Origin of the sequence: Rhodococcus sp. KB6, assembly GCF_001445685.1 — a bacterium.
GTDB lineage: Bacteria > Actinomycetota > Actinomycetes > Mycobacteriales > Mycobacteriaceae > Rhodococcus_F > Rhodococcus_F qingshengii.
In genome coordinates this window covers 34,567-47,612 of the sequence record NZ_LNAK01000014.1, presented here as the reverse complement: position 1 = coordinate 47,612, position 13,046 = coordinate 34,567, and the positions used below count along the sequence as shown (strand labels likewise).

The 13,046-nt window shown below is 63.4% G+C and carries 20 protein-coding genes; 2 read left to right on the top strand and 18 right to left on the bottom strand.

The genetic code is table 11. The annotated features are described in order from the left end of the window. Positions 1-181: hypothetical protein (locus ASU23_RS34435; RefSeq protein WP_216637110.1), on the top strand; the 181-nt coding region annotated here is incomplete at its 5' end. A 571-nt stretch (positions 182-752) separates the two neighbouring features. Here ASU23_RS34435 and ASU23_RS02885 read toward each other — a convergent pair. The 15 genes from ASU23_RS02885 to ASU23_RS02825 form a co-directional block, all read right to left on the bottom strand. Continuing rightward, a complete protein-coding gene (locus tag ASU23_RS02885; protein WP_058037175.1) occupies positions 753-1,709 on the bottom strand; it encodes an SMI1/KNR4 family protein in 957 nt (318 codons plus the stop codon). A 58-nt stretch (positions 1,710-1,767) separates the two neighbouring features. Beyond that, complete coding sequence (locus ASU23_RS02880) at positions 1,768-2,208, bottom strand: hypothetical protein (RefSeq protein ID WP_156423071.1); 441 nt, start codon at positions 2,206-2,208, stop codon at positions 1,768-1,770. A gap of 121 nt (positions 2,209-2,329) precedes the next feature. Continuing rightward, positions 2,330-2,734 (bottom strand): hypothetical protein, encoded by a 405-nt coding sequence (locus tag ASU23_RS02875; protein WP_058037173.1) that lies wholly within the window; start codon positions 2,732-2,734, stop codon positions 2,330-2,332. Between the two features lie 316 nt (positions 2,735-3,050). Continuing rightward, positions 3,051-3,254: a hypothetical protein gene (locus ASU23_RS02870; RefSeq protein WP_082661298.1), complete on the bottom strand. Its 204-nt coding sequence runs from the start codon at positions 3,252-3,254 to the stop codon at positions 3,051-3,053. Then, on the bottom strand, positions 3,254-3,664 hold the full coding sequence (locus ASU23_RS02865) for a DUF3846 domain-containing protein (protein ID WP_058037171.1): 411 nt from the start codon (positions 3,662-3,664) through the stop codon (positions 3,254-3,256). Before ASU23_RS02865 ends, ASU23_RS02870 begins: the two co-directional genes overlap by 1 nt. Before the next feature lie 363 nt (positions 3,665-4,027). Then, a complete protein-coding gene (locus ASU23_RS34650; RefSeq protein ID WP_253741161.1) occupies positions 4,028-4,648 on the bottom strand; it encodes a hypothetical protein in 621 nt (206 codons plus the stop codon). Between the two features lie 74 nt (positions 4,649-4,722). Then, positions 4,723-5,040 (bottom strand): hypothetical protein, encoded by a 318-nt coding sequence (locus tag ASU23_RS02855; RefSeq protein ID WP_156423070.1) that lies wholly within the window; start codon positions 5,038-5,040, stop codon positions 4,723-4,725. A gap of 161 nt (positions 5,041-5,201) precedes the next feature. Continuing rightward, complete coding sequence (locus ASU23_RS33800) at positions 5,202-5,348, bottom strand: hypothetical protein (RefSeq protein WP_156423069.1); 147 nt, start codon at positions 5,346-5,348, stop codon at positions 5,202-5,204. A 232-nt stretch (positions 5,349-5,580) separates the two neighbouring features. Then, positions 5,581-6,027, bottom strand: coding sequence for a helix-turn-helix domain-containing protein (locus tag ASU23_RS02850; RefSeq protein WP_058037169.1), 447 nt, complete (start codon positions 6,025-6,027; stop codon positions 5,581-5,583). Positions 6,028-6,121: 94 nt separating this feature from the next. Further along, positions 6,122-6,307, bottom strand: coding sequence for a hypothetical protein (locus ASU23_RS02845; RefSeq protein WP_076949232.1), 186 nt, complete (start codon positions 6,305-6,307; stop codon positions 6,122-6,124). Positions 6,308-6,538: 231 nt separating this feature from the next. Then, positions 6,539-7,063, bottom strand: coding sequence for a lytic transglycosylase domain-containing protein (locus tag ASU23_RS02840; RefSeq protein ID WP_058037167.1), 525 nt, complete (start codon positions 7,061-7,063; stop codon positions 6,539-6,541). 75 nt (positions 7,064-7,138) lie between these two features. After that, on the bottom strand, positions 7,139-7,612 hold the full coding sequence (locus ASU23_RS02835; RefSeq protein WP_058037166.1) for a hypothetical protein: 474 nt from the start codon (positions 7,610-7,612) through the stop codon (positions 7,139-7,141). A 49-nt stretch (positions 7,613-7,661) separates the two neighbouring features. Beyond that, entirely contained in the window at positions 7,662-7,871 is a 210-nt protein-coding gene (locus tag ASU23_RS33795; protein ID WP_156423067.1) for a hypothetical protein, read from the bottom strand. Positions 7,872-8,153: 282 nt separating this feature from the next. After that, a complete protein-coding gene (locus ASU23_RS02830; RefSeq protein WP_058037165.1) occupies positions 8,154-9,173 on the bottom strand; it encodes a DUF3560 domain-containing protein in 1,020 nt (339 codons plus the stop codon). Positions 9,174-9,221: 48 nt separating this feature from the next. After that, complete coding sequence (locus ASU23_RS02825) at positions 9,222-9,809, bottom strand: hypothetical protein (protein ID WP_253741159.1); 588 nt, start codon at positions 9,807-9,809, stop codon at positions 9,222-9,224. 197 nt (positions 9,810-10,006) lie between these two features. On the opposite strand from ASU23_RS02825, the gene ASU23_RS02820 reads away from it, so the two are divergent. Further along, positions 10,007-10,264, top strand: coding sequence for an AlpA family transcriptional regulator (locus ASU23_RS02820; RefSeq protein WP_058037163.1), 258 nt, complete (start codon positions 10,007-10,009; stop codon positions 10,262-10,264). Positions 10,265-10,536: 272 nt separating this feature from the next. Here ASU23_RS02820 and ASU23_RS02815 read toward each other — a convergent pair whose 3' ends face one another. From ASU23_RS02815 to ASU23_RS02805, 3 genes are read right to left on the bottom strand one after another with little or no spacing between them, the layout of a single operon-like run. After that, the gene (locus ASU23_RS02815) at positions 10,537-11,061 is read right to left on the bottom strand and encodes a hypothetical protein (RefSeq protein ID WP_058037180.1); all 525 of its coding nucleotides are present in this window, start codon (positions 11,059-11,061) and stop codon (positions 10,537-10,539) included. A 23-nt stretch (positions 11,062-11,084) separates the two neighbouring features. Further along, positions 11,085-11,798, bottom strand: coding sequence for a hypothetical protein (locus tag ASU23_RS02810; protein WP_156423066.1), 714 nt, complete (start codon positions 11,796-11,798; stop codon positions 11,085-11,087). Between the two features lie 23 nt (positions 11,799-11,821). Next, the gene (locus ASU23_RS02805) at positions 11,822-13,006 is read right to left on the bottom strand and encodes a hypothetical protein (RefSeq protein WP_058037162.1); all 1,185 of its coding nucleotides are present in this window, start codon (positions 13,004-13,006) and stop codon (positions 11,822-11,824) included. Positions 13,007-13,046: the final 40 nt, after the last annotated feature.

Sequence of the window (13,046 nt, the reverse complement as noted above, 5' to 3'; positions counted from 1 at the left end):
GTTCCGCGGCGCTCCTCCCGACGCTTCGCGTCGGGAGACGGGAGCGAGTCGCTGCGCTCCCCGCCAGGGAGCCGCTGCGCGGCTCGCAGTGGGTCGAGGGCCGTTGCCGTCGATCGAGTCGCTTCGCTCCTCTGAATTCCGAATCTTGTTTCTCACCAATCGAATTCATCGCAACGTCTGAACCGGTACCCGACACCCGAACGAGGCTGGGGAGGAGGGGAAGGGTCACGAAAAACGCCCCGTCTCGCGTCCACTGCCTCGTCATCATCATGCTCCCAATCATACACCCCCGCCCACCAAACCGCAAAACAACCCGAAAACACGAAACACCGAAACACTCACCACCACAACAACATTCGACGTTGACGAAAACACCACCGTGCAAAACCCACGAAACCAACCCAACACCAATCGAATACCGAAACCTACTGACACACAACAACATTCAAAAACAGCCAAAACGAGCCCCCAACACCCCGGTGCCACTCCCCCACACCACCCAATCCGAACACCCCGCCGGCCCCCGCCGGCACCCAAAAACGCCGGCGCCCCACACACCCCCAACAACCACCCCAGGGACATGTCATCACCGCAGGTCAAACCCTAAAACCGCGACACCCAACCCACCCACACCAACCACACACACCCCTCGCCGACATCCACACACCCCACGCGAACCGGGGACGTGTCATCACCGCAGGTCAAAGGCGCAAAAACACCCAGACATGCGCCGAGGAATCACGGCACCGCCGTCAGTTGTCAACAATGAATGTAAAGCCACCCGGCGGCAACTCGTGCACGAGGACTTCATTGCCGACTCCGGTGACAATCGTCAGATAGAACCTGGGGTCACCGTCTACCTGGACGACCGAATTCATCGTCACCCCACGTTGGCGTGGTACTCGCCGGAAAACCACTTCCCCGCCCTGCACCTCCGCACCAGGATGAAGGGACCTTGCGGTGTCGAGGACAGCGGCGCGGACGACATCGAGGTCGACGAGGTCGTCATCAGCAGTGATCAGTGAAGGCTGAAAGTCACTCAGTGGGAACGGAAGGTGCAGCGGCGTCGGATCCGGCTGCGGCGGCAGCGGAGGTCGATCGGAAAAGTCGACATCCCACGCCAACACCCCCTCGGTCACCGACGGCACCAGATACGAGTGCTCGTCCCCGGACTCGACGCTTCGGCGAACCGAATCCACGTACTCGGTCAGGGAGCCGAACAGGGGACCGCCCTCGTCCGCTGCCTCCGCCGCGAAATAGCGGATGCATCCCTGCTGTTCGCCCTCGCGGGTGTCGACATAGAGAAAATCTCCGGCACCGTCCTCAGCGAACGGAATGTAGGCAGGGACAAACATCTCAGCCGTTTCCCCTGCATGCTGCGATCGAACCGTGGCGGGCCAATCCGGCCCGAGATAGTCGATCGGATGCAACATTTCACGACAGAGCTTGTGCCGTGTGACCACCTGTTCCAGTGACAACAGTTCGACCCCCGGCAGAATTTCACCGAGGAATTCATCGTCTTCCGAACGGAAAGCGTGTCCATCGTGCAGAGAGAAGAACTCGCGCAGCTCCTCCGGCCATGAAGCGGTCGCGCCTTCGGCGGCCTCCCGCTCCGCCAGAACCCGAGGCGCACGCACCGCCGCGGCCGTGACCGGTGCGCAGTCTCGAAGGACGTCCATATAGGCCTGCCATGCATCGGTCAGTGTCATGGTCCGAATCTATCGGCGAAGAAGCACCACCGTCATCGCACGCGACGAAAACCCGCCTCTATCCCCGATCGACCGGCATCGACCACGCGGGTTCAGACGGCGGTTGTCGCCGCCTCGAATAAAGCGCGGCACCCATCAACACCCACCCGACGACCGCGATCACCGACGCCGCACCATCGAACACCACCATCACCACGCGCTGGTCGTAGGACGGCGCATAGGTACACGAGGATCCGACAACCGGCAGCCACACCCTCGACGCACCCTCCAACGCCACAACGGAATCGGCTGCGCACAGCTCATACGAAGACCGCCCCACCCCCAGGAACGCGAAGGCACCGAATGCCCCCACCACCAGCACCAAGCCAACACCGAGCAGCACCCACCGACGCCACCGCGTCCCTCCCCCGCATGACATCACCCAGGCACCATAAACCGAGCAGCCACGCATGCCGATCATTCCGTCGAATGGGCCCAGACCCTCCCAGACCTCATCCACCACCAATAACCGCGAACCACCACAGAACCCGAAAAGGCCCCTCACCGGACGGTGAGGGGCCTTTCTGGACCACGCAAACTGGAAAGGTCCGGCCCGGTTGCTGCGGGCCGGACCTTTTCGATCAGACGGTCAAACCGATCGACACAACCCGGTACTCGCTCTTGCTCTCCGGACGGTGCGGCAGGTTCTCACCGGCGTTCTCTGCATTCCATTCAGCGGCTCGCTGCACGGCCCTCCGGATCGCGCGGCGTTCGGCCTGGTCGAAGCCTTCGGGCGCGGCGACGTTCACGGTGAAGACGTCGTCCTTGAACTCGACTCCCGCCGTGGCCTGAACCTCGACCTCGTACGCGTGCGAGTCGTACTCGGAAGGGTTGGGGCGGACCGCGAGAACGCGGTGCGCGCCGCTGTCTTCCAGCTTGCGGAGCGCGCGGCGCACGGCCTGATCGAAGCCTTCCGGCGCGGTGACGGCGACATTGAAGGGGGCGACTGCGGCAGCGGCCTGAATGTCGACAGCGTAGGTGTTCATATTTCCTCCTGGAGGTGATCGGATGGGTTTGGCTCGGCTATGCGTTTGCCCGTCAAGATGATTGGAGCTTCGCGAAGGCGGGTTGCTCTCCGCGGTCCTCATCGCCGAACACTCCGTAACTATACAATCAACTTTTGCATAGTTGCAAATCAGGATCTGCCCCGAGCTTCAGGCGAATGAGGGCGGACGGATCGCCAGACGCGGGACGTGTCGTTTCCGCAGGTCAGAGGTCCTAAAGCTCCGGGCGCCCGAGATGGTGACCGGCCCGGTTGCTGCGGGCCGGTCACCATCTCGAGGTGCTGCGGAGGGTTGCGCGTCAGCTCGGCGCGAAGGTTTCGGCGGTGGAATCGAACGCGTCGAGGACCGTCACCGAGATTTCGTTCCGTTCGACGCCGACGAATCCGTCCAGTGCCGCGAGAGCGTCGGCAAGGTCAGCGCGCTCCGGATCGAAGTCCGGGGTTACGTTCACCGTTGCCTGATGAGTGGATACCTCCACCCATTCGATTGTCACAGTTCGCATTACGCAACTACCCCCGTGCCGTTGGCGGCGTCGCGGGAGGCATCGAGCACAAGCAACCCCCCGAAGTCGGCGGTGTTGACCAGCGCGGCGACCTGATCCTCCGAGAGACTCCCAGTTTCGCCTTCCTGGTCACTGGAGGCGAACACCACCGTTCCCACATAAGGCTGCCAGCGGAGGCCGTAGGACCTGGCAATGCGGGTCGCGACGCGGTTGACCTCCGGGTTGTCCGTGAACAGCCCCTCGTCGTCGATCCACATATCAAGTCCGGGAGCCAATCGCACGACGTCGAAGTTGCGGCAGTCCAGCGCCTCACGGAACGCCTTGCCTACCCCCTGCCCGTCGGCCTGCAACTCGACGATCGTCGCCTGCCCATTCACGTCGATCTTGACTGCTGTCACCGTGTTCGTCATCTGAACCTCTTCTCTTCCACCAGATTCGGCGGGAATTTCCGGTGCGAGTTCACCGTTTCAACACGTCCGACTTTACAAAAGACTTTTGTAAAGTTCAAGCGGTAGTTGCGCTTCCCCTAACCTGCGATCGCGACGCCCAGACGCGGGACGTGTCGTCTTGCCTGGTCAAGGCATAAAAATGGCCCGACTCCGTGGAGACGGAGCCGGGCGGGTGGCGTTTTCGGCGATGGCCGACAATGACCGTGTGGACCGGCCCGGTTGCTGCGGGCCGGTCCACACTTGTTCATCTCGTCGAGTTCACCGCGTGAGCAATCGTCGGGACGTGTCGTCTTGCCTGTTCAGGGCCTGTTTTTACTGGCTCGGCTAGACCCAGGGTTCATGCTCGCGGCCTTCGATGTACTGACCGCCGGGCGGGTCGTCATAGGCCGCGATCAGCGCAGTTCGGACGTTGGGTGATGCGGCAGCCAGGTTCTCGTCGCGAGTGCTCTTCCAGCCGTTCCAATCGGCCCCTGCGCCTGCGTCGAGCGTGTACTCGGTGCCGATGATTGGTTCACCGTCGAGGAATGCATCGACGTCGGTCCCTCCGTCGGGATCGCGGACGACGACGAGTTCGAGCGTGGGAGCCGTGCGGGCGTCGTTCGCATCGGGAAGGCAACCGTCGGTCGTGAGCGCCAACTCTTCGCGGTAATACTTCGCGGCCCGGCGGTCGACTGCACCCCAGTCGACGCCGAGGTGGTCGGCGAGATGCCGCAGGTCACCGACGAGGTCGGAGATCGCAGACTCGAAATTGTCGTCCGGCGCAGCCTCCTCGACATACGGAATGAGGGCAGAAACCACGCTGAGAGCGCGCACAGCGCGCGATTCGATCGGGTCGGTCACATCGACCTCCGGACGCGGCAGATCGTCGCTGTCGGCGTTGACGTACGCGACGAGCTGGGCGGCGGTGCGGATTTCTGCAATCTGGGCAGCGAATGTCTTGGTCATTGGTTTTCCTTCGATCGAGGGTGAGTGGGCGAGCACGTCGGGGCCGTCCAGGTGACGGCCCCGACGTGTGCGGATCAGCTCTTGGTGACCGTGTAGCCGAGTGAGTCCGCGAGCATGTGCATCAGCTCTTCACCGTCCGGGAGATTGGCCATCGCCATACGACCCTTGATCGCTTCACATTCGTCAGACTTGCCGCAAAGGCAGTTGCCGTTCTCCAGATCCTCGTAATCCGAGCACAGCGACTCACCGAAGGATGACGGGTCGACGACCCACGTATCGGTGCCACTGAGGTCGCGCATCAGGTAGACCCGGACACCCTCTTCGATGTAGTGAGTTCCGCGCGCTTCGGCCTGCTCGGAGGGATGTACGAATGCCTGCTCGGTGACTGTCATGAGTGATTCCTTTCGTCGTTCCAACATCACTAACCTTACATACGACTTTTGCATAGTTCAACCCGCGAGACACGCCGGAACGGGAGCAATTCAGGCGCACCCCCGGCAGACGGAACAGCAAAAGGGCCCCACCGCTTGCGGTGGAGCCCTTGCGCTTTCGCCTAGATGTAGGCGATTTCCTCCGCACTCAACTTGCGGCCGGTGGAGCGTTCCACCAGCGCAACCTTGGCGGACACGAACTCGTCGTGATCGCCCTCCGTGACGGCCGTGAAGTAACGCGCCTGAGCTGCTTCGATGGTGTTTTCCATGTCCTTCTCCCTTCGTCGGTGTGACACAACTATACAAAAGACTATTGCAAAGTGTCAACCCGAAAGTAGTTCCCGGATCAGACGGAAGCCGAGAAAGCGCCGGCACTTTGGGCGCGGAGACAATTCCCACCTCAGGGACATGTCGTCTGCCCAGCTCACAGCATGTTTTGACCAAAGAATCCCGGTCCAGCCGTCATTGCGTGACGCAGGCCGGGCCTCTCGCTTTCAACCCCTATGTGCTCTTCGTGCTTTCGCGTGCTCGCGCCTGTACGACCGCCGCCCGGACCACCCAGGTGTCGCCCACGCGGGTAGCCGGGAGCTTGGCCGACTTGATGGATTTCAAGATGCTCTGACGACTCACGCCCAACTCTTCTGCGGCCTCGCTGACGGATACGAGCGGAGGCAGCTCGGCCGCTTCGGTGAGCCGGTCGAAGTCGGCGGCGGTCAGTACGCGCAGCGACAACAGCGTCGACGGGTACTGCTCGAGGATCGCCAACGCGGTCGTGTTGGCCTGGCGGACGGAGTCGGCGGGCAGCGTGAAAACTACTTCGGTGCGGCCGAGTTCAGAACGCCCCACTGCACCGCCGTAGTCGACAATGGGGTCGATCAACTGCTCGACGGTTTCCTCGTCAAACGGTACGTCGAGTTCGGCGACGACGTTGTACGGCTGTGCGGTCACTGGTCTTGATCCTTTCTGTTGCGGTGCGAGGTTTGATTGAATGAGTCCGGGTCGGGGATGCCTCTTACATCCCCGACCCTTTCTCATGCACCCACTAGCGTGGCGGCCACTGGAACCCGGTCTGGCGCTTGATCTGCGCCAGTGCGTTCTTCACGGCCCGACGGTCGCTAGCCGTCTTCGAGAACGTCGTAATCATCTGACCGTCTTTGTAGACCATCGGGTGACCCGCTTTCGTGGCGCGGATCTCGAATCCGGCCTTCTCGAGTGCCTTCAGGATCACCTTCGTGTCCTGGTCGATTCCTCTGAATCTCTGTGGCAATCTTCGCACCTCTCTATTTAATTGACAACCCAATCGTAACCGATGAGTTGTCAATTGACAATCCTTTTGATGTTGCAATCCTCCGAACTGCGGCTTTACGGAGGACCGGCGTCCGTAGATTGGCGCGCCAGCGTGCCCGGAACGCACAGCAGGGCTCCCCGACGAGGGGGGCCCTGCTGATTCGTTTCCGCGTTAGATGCGGTCGAGGACGCTTCGCGCGTACTCGCGCACTGCGGGCAGGTCCATATGGTCGCTGACACCTGCGGTGTATGCCGCCGCGATGGCCTCGGGGTCGGTCGGCTTCCCTGCGGCGGTCAGCTCGTCGACGAGACGGCAGTCGATACGCACGAGCGCATGAACGGCGTCGCCGATGTCGAAGGGCGACGCGAGTCCATTCCCGTCGTCGTCGCGCAGCTCGGCGGCGACAACAGGGAAAAGCTGAGCCGCCCCCGCCTGACCGAGCGGCCCGATCGCAGCAGAGTCGAAGTCCGCTTCCGCTTCGAGCTGTGCGGCCACGAATGCGGGGGTGATCTGCGCGGCGGCACACGTGGCGGGAGCGGCGTGGATCCACGGCGCGAATTCGGCAGGTACACGGGCGAGTACGCCGGAATCAATCGTGTCGGCACTCGCGGTGACGGGCGTTGCGAGAAGAGCAGCAACGCCGGTCACCGCTGCCACGAGCACGGCCCGCTTGGCGGCGTGGGTGAGGGTGAGCATGCAGTTCCTTTCGGGTAACGGACGACGGGACGGGACAGCTTCGCTGAATTCGGCTCTCGAACTCCACCGGGTGGTCTACCGGGGGAAGTTGTAGACCTGAACCCGAGCGGGAACGCCACCGATACCGCCGAAGCCCCATTCGCGTACGGCGTCCTGCACAGACACAGGAAGGTCGGCCTCGGCGGCACTGGCCGAGTAGCTGCGATCGAATTCGAGGGTGCAGAGCCCGAGCGCCGGGTTGTGGACGGCGGGATACAGGTACCAGGTGATGCCCTGCGGGGTGCCGATCCATCCCTTGACGTGCCTGGTCACGGCCGTGCCGTCGCTCTCGATCGTGGTCACCGGGGTTGCCCAGACCACCGAGACGAGGGCGTAGAGCGGTGCTGCGCTCGCTTCCCCCGCCGGAACGTCCGCACCGGCGAACGGCTGAATCAAACTACCCGGGCGCGGGTGCCCGGGCGAGCTGTAGACGTAGCCGACGACGAGCGCGTCGACACCGTCGACGACGGTGGTGAATCCTGTCCGCGTGTCGAGTGCAGTTCCGGTCATGGGTGACCTCCTGTGTGCGAGTGGATGGTTCGGATACGTCGAGTCAGGCTCAGGCTGCGACGGCGACAGGTGCCACCACGCGGGGGAAGACATCGAGCGCATCGACATCGCTCATCCGCCGCCCGCCTTCGAGGATCACGTCGAGGCGCATTCTGCGCTCATCGTCGATCGTGAAGTCGAGAACTTCGACGACGCCCTTTCGGATCGTTTCGCCGGTGATCATGGTGGTAATCAATTCTGCGACAGTTGTTTTAGCCATGTTGCTGCTCCTTGATCAGATGATTTCAACAAACAGAACTATACAAAACTGTATTGCATAGTTGCAAGTCCGGGAATGCCGCACCAACTGCCTCCGCCACCCCAGGGACGTGTCATCGACGCAGGTAGAGACATGTTTTCGAGGAATGCTCGGCGCAACGAAAAAGTCGAGCACCGAGGACTTGCCTCGATACTCGACATCACTGCTCAGCGAGGGCCGGCTACCGCAAGGGACGTGTCATCTGTGGAGTTCAGGGCATGTTTTCGCAACGCGAAGGACCGGTCAAGCGGCACCTGATTCGACGACACGCTGCCCGTCGACGACAGTGACAGGCTCACTCTTGCTGGTGCGCAGACCGCGAATCGCGTTGTACGCCAACCTATCGGTCCAGTCTCCGCCCACGCGGGACATGACGCTGACCGATTTCGCATTGACTCTGACCACCTCGTACCAGCTACCCCCGTGGCGTACGTGGTCACCCTTGACGACAACGTCGCGACTGTACGGAGTGACCTTCCCGTCGGCGATCTGCTGCTCGCGGACCGCCTTCCAATAGGTGATCTCGTCGGCGAGGTGGTCGATCTCGACGAGCAACTGTTCGCGATAGGCGCCGGTAGCGGCCCCGTGGGTCTCGACCTGCTTCTGCCCGGTCTGCTGGTTGGTGAACAGCGTCCTGGTGTAACCGTCGCGGCTGCGTTCGAGCTTGGCCATGTCAGCGACCAGCCGCTCGATCCTGCGGGCGACCGTGATCGGCCCGTAGCGGGCGTCGGTGGTCGTCGAGGCAGCGTCGGCACGGCCACGAGCTGCGGTGGCCTCACGCTCGGCTTCGACCGCCTTGCCGAACTTGTTCCATGCCTTCTCGATCGCGTTGCGGTGTCGCCGCTCGCTGTGGTGACCGATCTTGATCGGCTCCCCGCCCTCGGGGAGCGCCCGGTACGCGGCCCGCTCGGCGTTCCATGCAGTTTCGGCGTCACCGGCTCTGCGATCGGCTTTGGCGTCGAGGGCGGCTACACGGTCGGCCTGACGGGCGATCTTGTCGGCCTCGACCTCCGAAGTGGTCCGGTAGCTGGCGTCGATGTCGAGCTCGACGGTGAACCCGGCAACGCGCAGCGCGGTGGCGGTGGCCCTGATCTGGGCGAGCTTGGGTGCACGGTCGCGAGACTGCGGGACGTACCAGAAGCCGATGTTTCGGGACCAGCGCCAACGCTGGGCCTTCAACACGGCACCGGTGCCGTCACCTTTCGCGGTGCCGTCGATCAGCGTGCCGTCTGCGGGAGTGTGGGTGATGGTCAATACGGACATACGCGGTCCGTCCTTTCGGTCAGAGCTTGGGCAGAGGTGGCCCTGGAGTCAGCGCAGGAACCGCAGCGCCGAGCGGGCGATACGGGCACCTGGGACGGTGCGGGTGGCGACAGTGGCCGCGAGCTTGGCGGCGCGCTTGCCGTAGACGACACCGCGCGAGGGCCGTGCAGATCGCGCGCGTGCCGTGGGCCTGTTTGCGGGGCGGCGAGGCTGGACCGGGGCGGGGGCAGAGTCGGAGTCCAGTTCGCGTTCCCACTCGGCGAAGTGGTCGACCCGAGGTCGCCGCGCCTCGTCGCTGGGCTCGCGTTCCGGCTCAGCGGCCTCGCTGCGGGCCTCACGTCGATTCTGGCGGCACTCCCCGCCGTTAACCGGGTCGATGTACCGCAGCGGGGTGTGGACGACGAGGTTCTCCGCCAGGCGTGAACGCCAGCACCGCGCCTTGTAGGCGGCAAGGAAGTGACCGGCCAGCCAGAGCGCGACACCGGCGACGAGCACGACCAACCGGGGTCCGATCGGATCTCCGGCGACGATGAACACCAACGAGCTGACCACCATGAGTGCGCCACCGAAACGGGCAATCGGTGCGCCGATCTTCCAGACGAGGAGTACCGCTAGTGCAGCGATAGCAAAGAACATCAACATTCGATTCCCTTTCCAGTAACGCAACTTCCGAACACAACATTACAATAGCCATTTGCATTGTTGCAACTCCGTGAGCTGTCGAGCGATCCCGCCAATGGTTTCTACAAAGCAATGCAGGTATGTAAAGTCTCTGACATCAGAGAACAGGCACACCGACGACGGCAGTGCCCCGAGAACCGAAAGGCGAGAACATGGCAAACCCGAACCGCCTCACTGCCCAACAGTCCGTTGACCTACTCAAAGAACTCACCGGCGACGAGATCAAACCCATGACGTTCCACTCCTACGTCGCCCGTGGCCACGCACCGAAACCTGTGGAAAAGATCGGCAACACGCCGCTGTGGAAGCGCACCGAAATCGAGAAGTGGGCCGAGAACCGGCCAGGTCGCGGCGCGCGCACCGATCTGCGTAAAACTCGGCGACGCACGAAAGATGCCGACACCGAATGAATTTTTCCGGGTGACCGTGATGGAAATGACCTCTGACACCTCCGCTTGTCTTCGTGTCGAGGATCTTCCGCAGGTGAATTGGCCGGCGCCTTCCCCCTCCTACCCCATCTAGGAACTTACCTGCCGGGGACGTGTCATCTCCCCTGGTAATAGGGCTTTTTATAGTGCAACGCCCCCGCTCCGTAGTTCGGAGCGGGGGCGCTTTCGTTCGATCCCTGCGAGTGCTTGAGCCGGTCAGGTCAGTAGGCGCGGGGACGTGTCATTTTCGCTGGTCAGCGGCAGTCGACATGCACTGACAGATACACGCGTCCGCTGTGGGTGGCCTTCCAGTCGGCAGGTGCATCGGTGGTCGCTGCGATGTCGAGCTGGTCGGTCTCGGTCCAGTCGACGGATTGGAGGACGTCAAGGAACTTGTTGGTGGTGTCGATGTCCTCGCTGGGGAGATTCTGGTCGGTGTTCTCGATGGTGAGTGTCTGGGATCCGTGTTTTGCGTGGATCTTCCATCCATGAGGTGCTGTGATGTCGACGGCCAGGTCGTCGCCGCGTCCGGTGCAGCGTGCGGTGACGTCCTCGGGCTTGGGTGTGGTGATCTCGGTGTCGGAATGTTGCTCGCCCCAACCGATCACGATGCTGCCGAGGTCTGTGCTGGTGTCGGTGACGATGGTGCCGCTGGTCGAGGTGCTCACCGATGCGGCCTCGCGGGAATCGTCGCTTCCGCACGCGACCAGGACCACGGCGGCGGTGAGAGCGGCAGCTACGGCAGCGGTCTTGGTGAAGGTGTTGTGTGAGAGAGACATTCGGGGTTCCTTAGCGAGTCCGGTCATTTGAAGACGTCGACGAACCACTTGCCGTCGATCTTTTTGGTGGTGACGGTTTGGGTGATGCGCTCTGCGCCCTCTGGTCGTAGCTCGGACAGATCCACGAGGTAGACGTCTTCGGACAGGGCCTTGGCGCGCATGCAGTAGTTGGTGCCGACGGGTACGGAGTCGATGAACCCCTGAAGTTGGTCGGCCGGTACGACGGAGGAATTCGGTGTGGCCAGTGCGCGGGCAGCGCCTGCGTTGCGCTGGATGTAGTAGGCGTGGTTCCACGCTGCGATCACGCCCGCTCCGCTGTTCTGATCCCCACGGTCAGCGCGGCATTCGTCATCGACCTCGGAAGATACGGGAGTGGGCGTGGTGCTCGTCTCGGGCAGGTCCAGGATCGGCAGGGTGTCCGATTCCGACTCTGTGGTGGTGGACGCGGCTGCGGTGTTCTCGGGTTGGTCTCCGCCGCCGTTCAACATGGTTCCGGCGATCACTGCCACGACCGCGAGTCCGGCTACACCACCGATAACGGCTTTCTTGTTCCACCGTCGCGGGTCCTGCGGGCTTTCCGCCCCTGGAGCGATCTGGGGCGCAGCCAGGGGCTTCGGGGCCACCGAGCCGCCGGGCGAAGCTGCGTTTGCAGCTCCGCCCGGCCGAGCGGTGGTGGGCGTGCCACCGAGAAGGTCGACGACAGCGGGGTGCCGTTGGGGTCGCTTACTGAGCTTCATGGTGTGCGCCCACCTTTCAGGGGTCAGACAGCGGCCGGGGCTCCAGCGCCCTGGCCGAATGCGGTCGAGATCAGCTGTGCAGCGGTGCCTGCCGAACCGTCGAAGAACGTTTCGAGGGTGTTGTCGATCGCCTCGACGACCTGCTGGCCACCCGGCTGCTCGGCAGCCCAGTCACGGGCCTGCTGGTCGATGGACGGAGCGACCTCGACGACGTCACGAACTGCGGCGGCAGCACCCTGACCGACAGGGCCTGACTGCTCCCAGCTGGAGAGCGTGTCTTCGGTCGAGGTGGTGATCACGGGCTGGTCGACGTCGGGGAGGTGAACCTCGATCGGCTGGCCTTCGTCGTCACCGGCACCGAAGGCGGTGCCTGCGGCGAATCCGATGACGCCGCCGCCGATCGCGCCGGGCACGGCCGTCACGAGCCCGCCGATACCGGCGCCGATCGCGGTTCCGGCGACGCCTGTGGTGACCTCCGGCAGGATCGGGATCGGGAGCGGAATCACGCCGCCGAGTGCGGCACCCTGCAAGCCACCGATCGTTCCGCCGAGCAATGCGCCGGGCACACCGAGCGCAAGGGCGCCGGCACCTGCTCCCGCCACCGTGCCGGTGATCTGACCCGCAGCGACTCGGTCAGCGCGGGACGGCTCGACACCGACGGAGCGGTAGATCGTCGAGACACCGGAGCGGATCAGCTCGGAGGTGTTGTTGGTGCGCTCGAGGTCCTCGTCGGTGAGCCAGTTCGGCTGGTTGAAGTGGAAGTCACCGATCATCAGGGTCTTGGGAGGCGCGATGTACATCGGGGCCGGTTCGACCCACACCGGTGCGTGCAAGGTCGAAGGATCAATCGGGGGCACGTAGTTCTGCTGCGGGACGGACTGACCGTTGCCGTAGTCGTAACCCGGCTTGGGTACGTACGTGGGCTGCTGGACCGGCGGGGCCGTCCAGTAGATCGGTTCTGCCGGGGCCTCGGGGACCGTCTGAACGGGGGCCGGCGGCGGAGCCTGGGTCGACGTTCCGCCCTGAGTGCCGCCGCCTGTCGTGCCGCCCTGCGTCGGAGCTGCATTCGCCATCGGTGCGAACACAATCCCGGCTGACAGGGCTGCGGCGACAACCAACGCGCTCGTCGCCTGGCGCTGAACTTTGCGGTGTCGACCACCCGAATTCCGGCGGGCAGCTCGGTTACCGGTAGTGATGTCGTTGCTCATCGAGCATCGCCTTTCATCTGGGTTCGGCCTCAGAGGGCCG